At 48.3% G+C, this 13,193-nt stretch carries 10 protein-coding genes; 7 read left to right on the top strand and 3 right to left on the bottom strand.

Translation table 11 applies throughout. The features are described 5' to 3' along the window. Positions 1-30: 30 nt before the first annotated feature. Positions 31-1,911, top strand: a complete 1,881-nt coding sequence (gene htpG, locus ACW5MY_RS18925) for a molecular chaperone HtpG (protein ID WP_289394038.1) — start codon at positions 31-33, stop codon at positions 1,909-1,911. 42 nt (positions 1,912-1,953) lie between these two features. On the opposite strand, the gene ACW5MY_RS18920 is transcribed toward htpG, so the two are convergent. The 3 genes from ACW5MY_RS18920 to ACW5MY_RS18910 all read right to left on the bottom strand — a co-directional run bounded on the left by ACW5MY_RS18920 (position 1,954) and on the right by ACW5MY_RS18910 (position 5,223). Then, the gene (locus ACW5MY_RS18920) at positions 1,954-3,342 is read right to left on the bottom strand and encodes a sugar porter family MFS transporter (RefSeq protein ID WP_013354164.1); all 1,389 of its coding nucleotides are present in this window, start codon (positions 3,340-3,342) and stop codon (positions 1,954-1,956) included. Between the two features lie 116 nt (positions 3,343-3,458). After that, the gene (locus ACW5MY_RS18915) at positions 3,459-4,391 is read right to left on the bottom strand and encodes an aldo/keto reductase (protein WP_013354163.1); all 933 of its coding nucleotides are present in this window, start codon (positions 4,389-4,391) and stop codon (positions 3,459-3,461) included. A 76-nt stretch (positions 4,392-4,467) separates the two neighbouring features. Next, complete coding sequence (locus ACW5MY_RS18910) at positions 4,468-5,223, bottom strand: DeoR/GlpR family DNA-binding transcription regulator (RefSeq protein WP_004393223.1); 756 nt, start codon at positions 5,221-5,223, stop codon at positions 4,468-4,470. Between the two features lie 444 nt (positions 5,224-5,667). On the opposite strand from ACW5MY_RS18910, the gene iolA reads away from it, so the two are divergent. The 6 genes from iolA (at position 5,668) to ACW5MY_RS18880 (ending at position 13,193) form a co-directional block, all read left to right on the top strand. Continuing rightward, positions 5,668-7,131, top strand: a complete 1,464-nt coding sequence (gene iolA / locus ACW5MY_RS18905; protein WP_014471255.1) for a methylmalonate-semialdehyde dehydrogenase — start codon at positions 5,668-5,670, stop codon at positions 7,129-7,131. 73 nt (positions 7,132-7,204) lie between these two features. Continuing rightward, positions 7,205-8,020, top strand: coding sequence for a 5-deoxy-glucuronate isomerase (gene iolB / locus ACW5MY_RS18900; RefSeq protein ID WP_013354161.1), 816 nt, complete (start codon positions 7,205-7,207; stop codon positions 8,018-8,020). 23 nt (positions 8,021-8,043) lie between these two features. After that, complete coding sequence (gene iolC, locus ACW5MY_RS18895; RefSeq protein WP_013354160.1) at positions 8,044-9,036, top strand: 5-dehydro-2-deoxygluconokinase; 993 nt, start codon at positions 8,044-8,046, stop codon at positions 9,034-9,036. A 23-nt stretch (positions 9,037-9,059) separates the two neighbouring features. Beyond that, positions 9,060-10,973, top strand: coding sequence for a 3D-(3,5/4)-trihydroxycyclohexane-1,2-dione acylhydrolase (decyclizing) (iolD, locus tag ACW5MY_RS18890; RefSeq protein WP_014471253.1), 1,914 nt, complete (start codon positions 9,060-9,062; stop codon positions 10,971-10,973). Positions 10,974-10,988: 15 nt separating this feature from the next. Continuing rightward, on the top strand, positions 10,989-11,885 hold the full coding sequence (iolE, locus tag ACW5MY_RS18885) for a myo-inosose-2 dehydratase (RefSeq protein WP_289394037.1): 897 nt from the start codon (positions 10,989-10,991) through the stop codon (positions 11,883-11,885). Between the two features lie 12 nt (positions 11,886-11,897). After that, positions 11,898-13,193: an MFS transporter gene (locus ACW5MY_RS18880; protein ID WP_014471252.1), complete on the top strand. Its 1,296-nt coding sequence runs from the start codon at positions 11,898-11,900 to the stop codon at positions 13,191-13,193.

Genomic DNA, 13,193 nt, shown 5'->3' with positions numbered 1-13,193 from the left:
ATCAAAGCATAATTAAAGGAGAGATCTGAATTGCGGAAAAAAAAGTTTAAAGCAGAATCCAAGCGTTTGCTGGACATGATGATTAACTCCATTTACACGCAGAAGGAAATTTTTCTCAGAGAGTTAATTTCCAACGCGAGCGATGCGATTGACAAAATCTATTACAAGGCGTTAACCGATGATTCGTTAACATTTGATCAAGACAATTACTACATAAAAGTGACGGCGGATAAAGAAGGAAGAACCCTCACTGTCACAGATACCGGTATCGGAATGACAAAAGACGAGCTTGAACAGCATCTCGGAACGATTGCGAAAAGCGGTTCACTCGCTTTCAAGGAAGAAAACGACGCGAAAGACGGCCATGACATTATCGGTCAGTTCGGCGTCGGATTTTATGCGGCGTTTATGGTGGCTGATAAAGTCACGGTGAAAAGTAAGGCGCTCGGCAGTGACGAGGCGTATGTATGGGAGTCGGAAGGGGCTGCCGGCTACACGGTCGCGCCGTGTGACAAGGAAACCGTCGGAACCGAAATCACCCTGAAAATAAAAGAAAACACAGAAGATGAAAGCTATGATGAGTTTTTAGAAAACTACCGCATCAAAGCGATCGTGAAAAAGTACTCCGACTTTATCCGCTACCCGATCAAAATGGAAGAGACGGTCAACAAGCCGAAAGAGGGCAGCGAGAACGAGTTTGAAGAGGTTCAGGAAGAACAGACGGTCAACAGCATGGTGCCGATCTGGAGAAAAAACAAAAGCGAGCTGACGGATGAAGATTACGAGGCTTTTTACGCCGAGAAGCATTACGGCTTTGATAAACCGCTGACTCACGTGCATATCAGCGTAGACGGAGCGGTGCGCTACAATTCGATTTTGTTTATTCCGGAAAACATGCCGTTTGACTATTATACGAAGGAATTCGAAAAAGGATTGGAGCTGTATTCCAACGGCGTGCTGATCATGAACAAATGCGCCGACCTGCTTCCGGACCATTTCAGCTTTGTAAAAGGCATGGTCGATTCTGAGGATCTGTCGCTGAACATTTCCAGAGAAATGCTGCAGCATGACCGCCAGCTGAAGCTGATTGCGAAAAATATCAATAAAAAAATCAAAGCTGAGCTGAAGAGCCTGCTGAAGAACAAAAGGGAAAAATACGAATCTTTCTATGAATCTTTCGGCAGACAGCTGAAATTCGGCGTCTATAATGATTTCGGCGCGAATAAAGACGTATTAAAAGACCTGCTTCTCTTCTATTCATCTAAGGAGAAAAAACTCGTCACACTGGATGAATATGTGTCCAGAATGCCTGAGGATCAAAAATATATCTATTACGCGTCCGGCGATTCATATGAGCGGATTGAAAAGCTGCCGCAAACTGAAATGGTGGCGGACAAAGGCTACGAAATTTTATATTTCACGGAAGATATTGATGAATTCGCGATCAAAATGCTGACAAGCTACGAGGAAAAAGAGTTCAAATCCGTATCAAGCGCGGACTTAGGCATCGACGCTGATGAAGATGAAAAGCAGACCGAGGCCGAAGAAAACGAATATAAAGACCTGTTCGAAAGCATGAAAGAGATTCTTGCGGATAAAGTGAAGAACGTCAGAGCATCGAAGCGCTTAAAATCCCATCCGGTATGCTTTGCGACAGACGGCGAAGTGACGATCGAAATGGAGAAAGTGTTAAACGCCATGCCTGACAGCCAGCAGGTCAAAGCGGAAAAAGTGCTGGAAATCAACCCGAATCACGAAGTGTTTGAGACGTTAAAGAACGCGCACGGACAAGATCGGGAAAAGCTTGCATTATACACAAACCTTCTCTACAATCAGGCCCTTCTGATTGAAGGGCTGCCGATCCACGATCCGGTAGAGTTTACGAATGATATTTGCAAAGTCATGGTATGACGCCAAAAAGGAATCGCCCATCGGGGGCGATTCCTTTTTTGATTACAGCGTGCGCTGTTTAAGAATTTGATTTTGTTTGCTGCGCTTCTTTAAGGAGAAACGTTTTTTCAAGTGCGTTTCGATTTCTTCTAAACTTCTGCCCTTCGTTTCCGGAACGATGTAAGCGGCGAAGAAGAAGGATGTAAGGCAGATGACTGAGAAAATTCCGAATACCCAGCCGATGCCCATCGCGCTCAGCATAAGCGGGAATATCAGTGAAACGACCAGATTGGTTGCCGACAGAATCAATGTCGTAAATCCAGTTGCGGCTCCGCGTGCATTTGACGGGAACAGCTCCGGCATCAGGACCCATACGACGGGACCCCATGTCGCCTGGTAAAAGACGATATAGATTCCGAGAAACAGGACGGTCAGCCAAGCTGTTGAAGCTGACAGGCCGGCGAGAAGGAGAATGGCTGATAGTGACGCCAGGCTCAAGGTGATGCCGACACTTCCCCACATCAGCAGTTTTTTCCGGCCGATCCGGTCAATTAAGATCATGGCGGTGATACACATGATGACGTTTAAGACACCGATGCCCATCGTGCCGAGAACGGACGCCGAAGTGCCGAGTCCGGCCTTCGTAAAGATGGTCGGCGCATAGTAAATTACCGTGTTGATACCGACCGCCTGCTGGAAGATGGCAAGGCCGATTCCGATCAGCAGCATAGGACGGATCCATTTTGCTTTCAGCAAGCCGAGTGTCGATTCTTTTTTCTCGGCTTCTCCTTGTTTCATCTCCGCCAATTCAACGGCGATATCCTCTTTGTCGTGCGTCATTTCCATGACTTTTCTGGCTTCCTGTTCACGGCCGCGTTTGACGAGCCATCTCGGAGATTCCGGCATAAACGCGATTCCGATTAATAATAGCGCCGCCGGTACTGCGGCGAGACCTACCATCCAGCGCCAAGCTTCAAATGGGGTGAATATGTAATTCACAATATATGCGAGTAAAATTCCGGTCACAATCATTAAGTTATTCAATGTGCCGAGCGTTCCGCGTATTTTCGTCGGAGCCATCTCAGAAAGATAAACGGGAACAAGCGCCGTTGAACCGCCGACGGCTAACCCGAGAATGACACGGGAGATGATCAGCATAGTGACGGTTTGCGAAGCCGCGCAGGCAAGCGCACCGAAAATAAATATGAGTGAAAGGACGAAAACGACTTTTCTCCTGCCCCATCGGTCAGAGCATGTCCCGCTTAACGCGGACCCGAAAATCGCACCGAGCAGCAGCATGCTGACGACCAATCCCTCAGTCAGCGTGTTCAAAGGAATATCTTTGTTGATAAATAGCAAAGCCCCTGAAATCACGCCGGTGTCATAACCGTAAAGCAGCCCACCTAATGCTCCGAAAAAGTAAATCAGGTATTTTTTGGTGTTTTTCTTCACAGATGATCCTCCTCATCTTTTGGAACGCATAATAGTTTATTTAGATAACTATTTCATTCCCCTGTGAAAAAAAATATAAACATAAAAAAACACGCCCTTTAAAAGGCGTGTTTTTCTTATGAAAACAGCTTGTCGATAAACGCGATTTCTTCAGCAGAAAGCGTAATGGAGGCTGCTTTCATGTTGTCTTTTAGTTGATCCGCGCGTTTGGCGCCCGGAATCAGGATGTCGATTTCAGGTCTCGCCAAATACCTGGCAAGCACGATATGCGCCGTGTCAGCATTGTGCTTTTCGGCAATCGGTTTGAGCTGGTTGACTTTTTTGATGTTTTCTTTAAACTGCTCCCCTTGGAAATGAGTCTGATCATTACGCAGATCGCCTTCAGGGAAGGTTGTGTTCTCGTCGTATTTGCCGGCCAGCAGTCCGGAAACGAGCGGGAAGTACGGAATGAATGAAATATTGTGTTCTGTCGTATAAGGGAAGAACGTCTTTTCAGCCTCACGGTTCAGCAGGTTGTATTCCCCTTGAATCACATCGACTAAGCCGTCTTTATTGGCTTCTTTCAGCTGCTCCAGAGAGAAATTGGAGACGCCGATGGAACGGATTTTCCCTTCTTTTTTCAGCTCATTCAAGGCTTGCACGGCTTCGTCCTTCGGAGTGTCCTCATCCGGGAAATGGATGTAGAATAAATCAATGTAATCAGTCTGCAGGCGTTTCAGGCTGTCTTCGACTGATTGTTTCAAAAAGGCCAGTGAGTTGTCGAAAACGAAGTCATCGCCTTCTTTCCTGTGCGCGGCTTTTGTGGCGATGAAGACATCCTCACGGTTAAACTCTTTCAGCACCTCGCCGATTAATTCTTCAGAACGGCCCACACCGTAAATATAGGCGGTATCTAACATGGTAACGCCGCTTTTAATCGCTTCACGAACCAATTCTTTTCCCGTTTCTTCATTCAGATTCGGATAGAGATTGTGCCCGCCGACCGCATTTGTTCCCAAACCGATCGGAAATACCTTTAAGTCAGTTTTGCCGATTGTTACTTTGCTCATGTTTTCGCCTCCTGAAACAATAGAATATCTAGCGCCTGCCGGAAAATGACGGCAGCGTACTCTATTAACTATAACGCTATGCCAAGTGAATGTCGATTTGGTGCTCTTGGCAATACTTCGTATATTCCTCATCAAGCTGCTGAGAAGTGACGATGCTGTGAAGACGGTCGAAAGGCGCGTATGTCAGAAGCGTGGATTTGCCGAATTTAGAATGATCCGCGAGCAGATACACTTCGTTCGCCTTTTCAGAAATTTTCTTTTTCACCTCGTATTCCAGTAAGTCGGAATTCGTCAGGCCATGTGTGATCGTTGTCCCGGTAGCGGACATGAACGCTTTGTTAATGTTGTATTTATTGAGTGTGCTCGGATCATCAATGCCGACAAACGACCTTGTCTTCCGCTTGTAGTTATTGCCGATGATGATCAGGTCGATATTTTTCATGGATGAAGCGGCGTTAATAATATCAAGACTGTTCGTCAAAACCGTCACATTCTTATCGGGGTCAAGGGTCTCCAGCATCGATTTGGTCGTCGTGCCGGAATCAATAAACACAAGATCGTGATCCTCGATAAACCGTGACGCATAGCGGGCGATTTTGATTTTTTCATCCTGATGTTGAATAGTGCGGTTTTCAAAAGGGACGAGCACAGATTTTTCGGCTGATGTCACACCGCCGTATACCTTTTTAATAACCCCTTTTTCCGCAAGCTTATTAATATCCCGTCTGACCGTGTTTTTAGAGACGTTGAATACCTCGCACAGCTCATCCAGCGAAGTGGCTCCGTGTTTGAGAATGTATTCTTCCATCTCCTGAATCCGCATCAGTTTCATAAAAAAACTCCTTCTAGAATTCTTAAAGTAATTAAAATATATAATAAACACCAAGAGTTAATCAATAGTTACTTAACAAATGATAAAAAAGATGGATCATCCCGTACGATTCGACATCGTTCTCCAAGTTCCTGTTTCCCGGCTCAAAAAAAGTATAATAAAAATAATGAAAAAATTTTGATTTTTTAGATTGACTTGAAGGTGTGTTGGGCTTAAAATGTAACCAAGAAATGACCAAAATATAACCTGTAAAATCAAAAGTGAAAGGTGTAACCGCTTGCTTTTTCCGGTACATGACCAACTTTTACACGGGAAGATTGGGAATCACCATCATTTTAGCATTTGTAAGCGTTTAATTCATGTCTTTTGTATGTAAAAGATGAATATATTCATCCGTTATCACCCGGCTGAACAGGATGTTTACTATTTAAGGAGGCAATGAGAATGGCAGAGATCAGAAAACTGAAAAACTACATCAATGGTGAATGGGTTGAAAGTAAGACAGATCAATATGAAGACGTTGTCAATCCGGCTACAAAAGAAGTGATGTGCCAAGTTCCGATTTCTACGCGGGAGGATGTGGAATACGCCGTCCGGTCAGCGTCGGAAGCGTTTAAAACATGGTCAAAGACGGCAGTGCCGCGCCGTGCGAGAATTCTATTTAACTATCAGCAGCTTCTCCAGCAGAACAAAGAAGAGCTTGCCCGTCTGATCACTTTGGAAAACGGTAAAAACACGACAGAAGCACTCGGCGAAGTGGGACGCGGAATTGAAAACGTTGAATTCGCAGCGGGCGCGCCGTCACTCATGATGGGCGATTCACTCGCCTCTATCGCAACGGATGTAGAAGCGGCGAACTACCGTTATCCGATCGGGGTCGTCGGCGGTATCGCACCGTTCAACTTCCCGATGATGGTTCCGTGCTGGATGTTCCCGATGGCGATTTCTTTAGGAAATACGTTCATTCTGAAGCCGTCTGAGCGCACGCCGCTGTTAACGGAAAAACTGGCAGAGCTGTTTGAACAGGCCGGGCTGCCAAAAGGCGTCTTCAATGTCGTGCACGGCGCGCATGATGTGGTAAACGGCATTCTTGAGCATCCTGATATTAAAGCCATCTCATTCGTCGGTTCAAAACCTGTCGGCGAGTATGTCTTCAAAAAAGGGAGCGAACATCTGAAGCGCGTTCAGGCGTTAACGGGTGCGAAAAACCATACGATCGTGCTGAATGACGCCCATCTTGAAGATACGGTCACAAATATTATCGGTGCGGCATTCGGTTCTGCTGGCGAGCGATGCATGGCATGTGCGGTTGTGACGGTTGAAGAGGGAATCGCCGATGAGTTTATGGCGAAATTGCAGGAAAAGGCCGCAGACATCAAGCTCGGAAACGGACTGGATGACGGCGTGTTCTTAGGCCCGGTCATCCGCGAGGACAACAAAAAGCGCACGCACAGCTATATTGAAAAAGGCATCGAGGAAGGAGCGAGACTCCTTTGTGACGGCCGTGAAAACGTAACGGAAGACGGCTATTTCGTCGGACCGACGATTTTTGATAACGTAACGACGGATATGACGATCTGGAAAGATGAAATTTTTGCGCCCGTTCTGTCGGTCATCCGCGTGAAAAACCTAAAAGAAGCGGTTGACATCGCCAACCAGTCTGAATTTGCGAACGGCGCGTGCCTGTTCACTTCAAATGCGAACGCAATCCGCTACTTCCGTGAGAATATAGATGCGGGAATGCTCGGCATCAATTTAGGCGTGCCGGCGCCGATGGCATTCTTCCCATTCTCGGGCTGGAAGTCTTCTTTCTTCGGCACATTGCACGCAAACGGAAAAGACAGCGTCGACTTCTATACACGCAAAAAAGTCGTGACGGCACGATACCCGTCTCCTGATTTCAATTGATCTGACAGCCGGCCCGGACGGCTTTGATATCACGTCCGGGTTTCCTTTTACCATCAATTAAGGAGGAATAAACATGAGTCATTTGCTGCGAAAACCGAAGGCCGATGAGATTTCTCAAGGCGTGAACATCATACATGAAGTCACTTCATCTAATTCAGACCTCAAATACGTCGGATTTAAAGTCGTCGACCTCGCTCCCGGCTCAACATATACAGAAGATTTGAAAAAGACGGAGTGCTGCATTGTTGCGGTAACGGGAAACATCACCGTCACTGATCATGAACAGACATTTGAAAGCATCGGCACCCGTGAAAGCGTATTTGAAAGAAAACCGACGGACAGCGTTTATGTGTCTAATGACCGCTCTTTTGAGATCACAGCTGTCAGCGGGGCGAGGGTTGCGCTGTGCTACTCTCCGTCCGAACACCAGCTTCCGACAAAGCTGATAAAAGCGGAAGACAACGGTGTGGAACATCGCGGCAAGCTGGCAAACAAACGAACCGTTCATAACATTCTCCCCGATTCAGATCCATCGGCAAACAGCCTTCTCGTTGTTGAAGTTTACACGGACAGCGGCAACTGGTCGAGCTACCCGCCGCACAAACATGACCAAGACAATCTGCCGGCTGAATCCTTCTTAGAAGAAACTTATTACCATGAAATGGACCCGCCGCAGGGTTTTGTCTTCCAGCGTGTATACACGGACGACCGTTCGATTGACGAGACGATGACCGCAGAAAATGAAAACGTTGTCATCGTGCCGGCGGGCTATCACCCGGTTGGTGTTCCGGATGGGTATACCTCTTACTACCTGAATGTAATGGCGGGACCGACACGCAAATGGAAGTTTCATAATGATCCGGCCCATGAGTGGATTCTGGAACGCTAACAAGTGAGGAGTGGCAGATAACGATGAAATATACGTTTAATGAAGAAAGAGAGTTTGATATTGTCGCGATCGGACGCGCGTGTATTGATTTGAACGCGGCGGAATACAATCGCCCGATGGAAGAAACGATGACGTTTTCTAAATATGTCGGCGGCTCTCCGGCAAATATTGCGATCGGCAGCGCCAAGCTTGGATTAAAAACCGGTTTTATCGGCAAAATCCCGGACGATCAGCACGGCAGATTCATCGTTTCCTATATGAAGGAAAAGGGCGTTGATACGTCACAAATGGTCGTTGACAGAGACGGGCATAAAGCCGGACTCGCTTTTACGGAAATTCTCAGTCCTGAAGAGTGCAGCATTCTCATGTACCGGGATGACGTGGCGGATTTGTATCTTGAGCCGTCCGAAGTCAATGAAGGCTATATCGCAAACGCGAAAATGCTGCTCGTTTCTGGGACGGCGCTTGCGAAAAGCCCGTCGCGCGAAGCCGTCTTAAAAGCGGTGCATACCGCAAAAAAACATGACGTAAAAGTCGTTTTTGAGCTCGACTATCGCCCGTATACATGGCAATCGGCAGAAGAAACAGCCGTGTACTACACGCTGGTGGCGGAACAATCCGATATCGTCATCGGGACGCGTGACGAATTTGACGTGATGGAGAACCGCAGCGGCGGAAATAACGATGAAACCGTCCGCCATTTGTTTGCGCATTCCGCTGACCTTATCGTCATCAAGCACGGCGTTGACGGATCATACGCATACAGCAGATCGGGAGAAATCTTCCGGGCGCATGCCTATCAAACAAAGGTGCTGAAGACGTTCGGAGCGGGTGATTCCTACGCGTCCGCCTTCATCTACGGACTTGTCAGCGGCCGGGATATTGAAACGGCATTAAAATACGGGAGCGCTTCCGCTTCCATCGTCGTCAGCAAACACAGCTCCTCAGAAGCAATGCCGGCTGCCGATGAAATCATCGAACTGATTGAAGCACAGCACAGTCTGAATGGTAAATAGAACGATAAAAGGTGGGATCGTTTGTGGGCAAGACAATTCGCTTAACGACAGCACAAGCGCTGATTAAATTTTTAAACCGGCAGTACATTCATATTGACGGAAAAGAAGAGCCGTTCGTTGAAGGCATCTTCACGATTTTCGGCCACGGAAATGTGTTGGGGATCGGGCAGGCGCTTGAGCAGGACGCCGGGCACCTGAAAGTCTATCAAGGCAAAAACGAACAAGGCATGGCGCATGCCGCGATGGCATACAGCAAGCAAATGCTGAGAAGAAAAATTTACGCGGTATCAACATCGGTCGGGCCGGGTGCCGCAAATTTGACGGCTGCCGCGGGCACGGCTCTGGCTAACAATATTCCGGTGCTGCTGCTTCCGGCCGATACCTTTGCGACGAGGCAGCCTGATCCGGTGCTTCAGCAGGTGGAGCAGGAATACAGTGCCGCCGTCACGACAAACGATGCGTTAAAGCCCGTGTCACGCTATTGGGACCGCATTACCCGCCCCGAGCAGCTGATGAGCAGCTTAATCCGGGCATTTGAAGTAATGACGGATCCGGCAAAAGCGGGTCCGGCGACAATCTGCATTTCTCAGGATGTAGAGGGAGAAGCGTATGATTTTGATGAAAGCTTCTTTGAAAAACGCGTTCATTATATTGATCGTATGCAGCCGAGCGAGCGTGAGCTGAAAGGCGCCGCGGAAAGAATTAAAGAGAGCAGCCGCCCCGTCATTTTAGTGGGCGGCGGCGCGAAGTATTCCGGCGCGCGTGAGGAATTGATCGCGCTTTCTGAAACATACGGCATTCCTCTTGTGGAAACGCAGGCCGGTAAGTCAACGGTTGAAGCTGACTTCGCCAACAATCTGGGCGGCATGGGCATCACGGGCACACTTGCCGCAAACAAAGCCGCCCGCCAGGCTGATCTTATCATCGGTGTCGGTACACGGTACACGGACTTTGCGACATCCTCCAAAACGGCGTTTGATTTTGAAAAAGCAGCATTCTTGAATATCAATGTCAGCCGCATGCAGGCTTATAAGCTTGACGCGTTTCAGGTCGTAGCCGATGCGAAAGTGACGCTCGGCAGGCTGCACGGCTTATTGGACGGATATAAAAGCGCATTCGGCACGGCGATTAAAGACTGGAAGGATGAATGGCTGGCTGAACGGGACCGGCTCGGCAAAGTCACTTTTACACGTGACGCGTTCAAACCGGAAATTAAGAATCATTTTTCACAGGACGTGTTAAACGAGTATGCCGACGCGCTCAAGACTGAGCTGCCGCAAACAACGGCGCTTCTGACGATCAATGACACGATTCCTGAAGACAGTATCGTCATCAGTTCGGCGGGGTCTCTTCCGGGAGATTTGCAGCGTCTGTGGCATTCCAATGTCCCGAATACGTACCATCTGGAGTACGGCTATTCCTGCATGGGATATGAGGTATCAGGCACGCTCGGCCTCAAGCTGGCCCATCCGGACAAAGAAGTCTATTCACTCGTCGGCGACGGAAGTTTTCTGATGCTGCATTCAGAGCTGATTACGGCGCTTCAATATAACAAAAAAATCAATGTCCTGCTTTTTGATAACTCCGGATTCGGCTGTATCAACAACCTGCAAATGGATCACGGCAGCGGCAGTTATTTCTGTGAGTTCCGCACAGAGGACAATCAGATTTTAAACATTGATTACGCGAAGGTGGCAGAGGGATACGGCGCCAAAACATACAGAGCCAATACGGTTGAAGAGCTGAAAGCGGCGCTTGAAGATGCGAAAACGCAGGACGTATCCACGTTAATTGAGATGAAGGTTCTGCCGAAAACGATGACAGACGGCTATGACAGCTGGTGGCATGTCGGCGTGGCGGAAGTGTCTGAGCAGGAAAGCGTCCAACGGGCATACGAAGCGAAAGAGACGAAGCTGAAGTCTGCGAAGCAGTACTAGAGGGGAGGCATCACGATGGGCAAACAAGATATTCTGTGGGGCATCGCCCCCATTGGATGGCGCAATGACGATATGCCGGAAATCGGAGCCGGGAATACGCTTCAGCATTTGTTGAGCGATATTGTTGTCGCCGGCTTCCAAGGTACGGAAGTGGGAGGGTTTTTCCCTGAACCCTCCGTCCTGAATAAGGAGCTGGCTCTCCGGAACTTGCGGATTGCGGGAAAATGGTTCAGCAGCTTTATCATTCAAGACGGTATTGAAAAAACAGCCGAACAATTTACAGAACACTGTGATTATTTGAAAAAAGTCGGGGCTGATGTCGCCATCGTTTCTGAACAGACGTACAGTGTTCAGGGGTTGGACATTGATGTTTTTAAGAAAAAACCGCACTTCTCAGATGAAGAATGGGATACGCTTTGCCAAGGCCTGAACCGCCTTGGGAAAATCGCGGAAGAACACGGGCTTGACCTCACTTTTCATCATCATCTCGGCACAGGCGTTCAGACGGCGGGAGAAGTTGACCGGCTGATGGAAGGGACGGATCCCCGGTATGTCCATTTGCTTTATGATACAGGCCATGCTTATATCTCGGACGGAGATTACATGACGATTCTGAATAAGCATATGGAACGGATCAGACACGTTCATTTCAAGGATGCGCGGTTTGACATTATGGAGCTGTTCAGAAAGGAAGGCAAGTCATTCAGGCAGTCGTTTTTACAGGGCATTTTTACGGTTCCCGGAGACGGATGCATCGATTTCACCGAAGTGTACCGAACGCTCATCCGTCATGATTATTCAGGCTGGATCGTCATTGAAGCCGAACAAGACCCGGCAGTCGCCAATCCGCTTGAGTACGCGCTGATTGCGAGAAAGTATATCGACAAAGAACTGCTTGATCCTGCAAATTAGAGGGGGACTTATATGAATAGTGCCAAGGCGGAATCAGCTTTCAGCAAAAGGACCATCGCCGCAGCATTAGCAAATTACATTGATGCAGGTTCCATCGTGGCAGGGTCAGCGGGTTTATCCATGTGGGTCAGCTATTTGAAGCTGTCCGACAGCCAGATCGGATTGCTAGGCGCCTTCAGTGCAAACGCCATATCAGCGGCCATCGGAGCGCTGCTTGGCGGATATTTGGCTGATAAGGTCGGACGGAAAGCGGTCTATACAAACAGTATGCTCGTTTACGCCTTAGGAATTTGTTTGGTTTTGTTTGGATTCAACTTTCCTATGCTGTTATGCGGATACACGATTATCGGGATTTCTGTAGGCGCGGATATTACGGCGTCATGGACCATTATCGCGGAAAACGCCCCTGAGAAAAACCGGGCGAGGCATTGCGGGGTGGCGCAGGTGGCATGGGCCGCCGGAGCCGTTGTGGTCCTGCTGTTATCGGTCCTGGTTGGTGACCTTGGGCTTTTAGGAAATAAAATTGTTTTTGCGCATCTATTGGTGATCGCCCTTATCACATATACGCTAAGAAAGCGTTTACCTGAATCAGATGCCTGGAAAAACAGTGAAGACCGGCCTGCCGCCGTGAAAAAAACATCTTATTTTGACCTGCTTCAGCCGAAATTTTTTAAGAATATTTTGTTTTTAATGGGTGTGTTTCTCATATGGAATCTCGCCGCGGGAGTCATGGGATTCTTTATGCCGTACATCTATCAGCAGGTCGGCGGCGTATCCGCAAATACGGCTAACATTCTGCAGATGGCCCTGTTTATTTTCACCGGGCTCGGCGTCGCTTGTATCTTCATGCCTTTTGCGGATCAATATCGGAAAACGGTGTTCGGGATCTGCGCATTTATGGCTGTTGTCGGCTGGTCGCTGTTTTTACTGCCGTTTCAGGGGCTTCCGGTTCTGCTTTTGTTTGTCTTCGCGATCGGCATCAATAACGGAGCCGGCCAGCAGGCGAACTACCAGCTGTGGGCAAGCGAGCTGTTCCCGACGGAGCACAGGGCGTCGGCACAAGGGCTCATGTTCTTTCTGGTCCGTATTTCAATCGGAATTTGGAGTTTATTTGTGCCGGTTATCATGACACAGTTCGGCATCGGTGTTATGGCAGGTATTCTGCTCATATGCGTGACGGCCAGTATGGTCATCGGGCTTGTCTTCGCACCGAATACGTCCGGCAAGTCGCTTGAACAGATTCAGGAGGAACTGTACGGTGCTCCTCAGGACGGCAGCGAGAAAAGAAAGACGAGAACAATCATTTGA

The organism is Bacillus sp. Bwzl_19, assembly GCF_054900515.1.
This window is presented reverse-complemented; position numbering and strand designations above follow the sequence as displayed.

Bases quoted from the DNA above. Each gene is read 5' to 3' on its own strand.
- ACW5MY_RS18915 (WP_013354163.1), bottom strand. From the start codon at position 4,391: ATGAGCAAAGTAACAATCGGCAAAACTGACTTAAAGGTATTTCCGATC.
- ACW5MY_RS18910 (WP_004393223.1), bottom strand. From the start codon at position 5,223: ATGAAACTGATGCGGATTCAGGAGATGGAAGAATACATTCTCAAACAC.
- iolA (WP_014471255.1), top strand. From the start codon at position 5,668: ATGGCAGAGATCAGAAAACTGAAAAACTACATCAATGGTGAATGGGTT.
- iolB (WP_013354161.1), top strand. From the start codon at position 7,205: ATGAGTCATTTGCTGCGAAAACCGAAGGCCGATGAGATTTCTCAAGGC.
- iolC (WP_013354160.1), top strand. From the start codon at position 8,044: ATGAAATATACGTTTAATGAAGAAAGAGAGTTTGATATTGTCGCGATC.
- iolE (WP_289394037.1), top strand. From the start codon at position 10,989: ATGGGCAAACAAGATATTCTGTGGGGCATCGCCCCCATTGGATGGCGC.
- ACW5MY_RS18880 (WP_014471252.1), top strand. From the start codon at position 11,898: ATGAATAGTGCCAAGGCGGAATCAGCTTTCAGCAAAAGGACCATCGCC.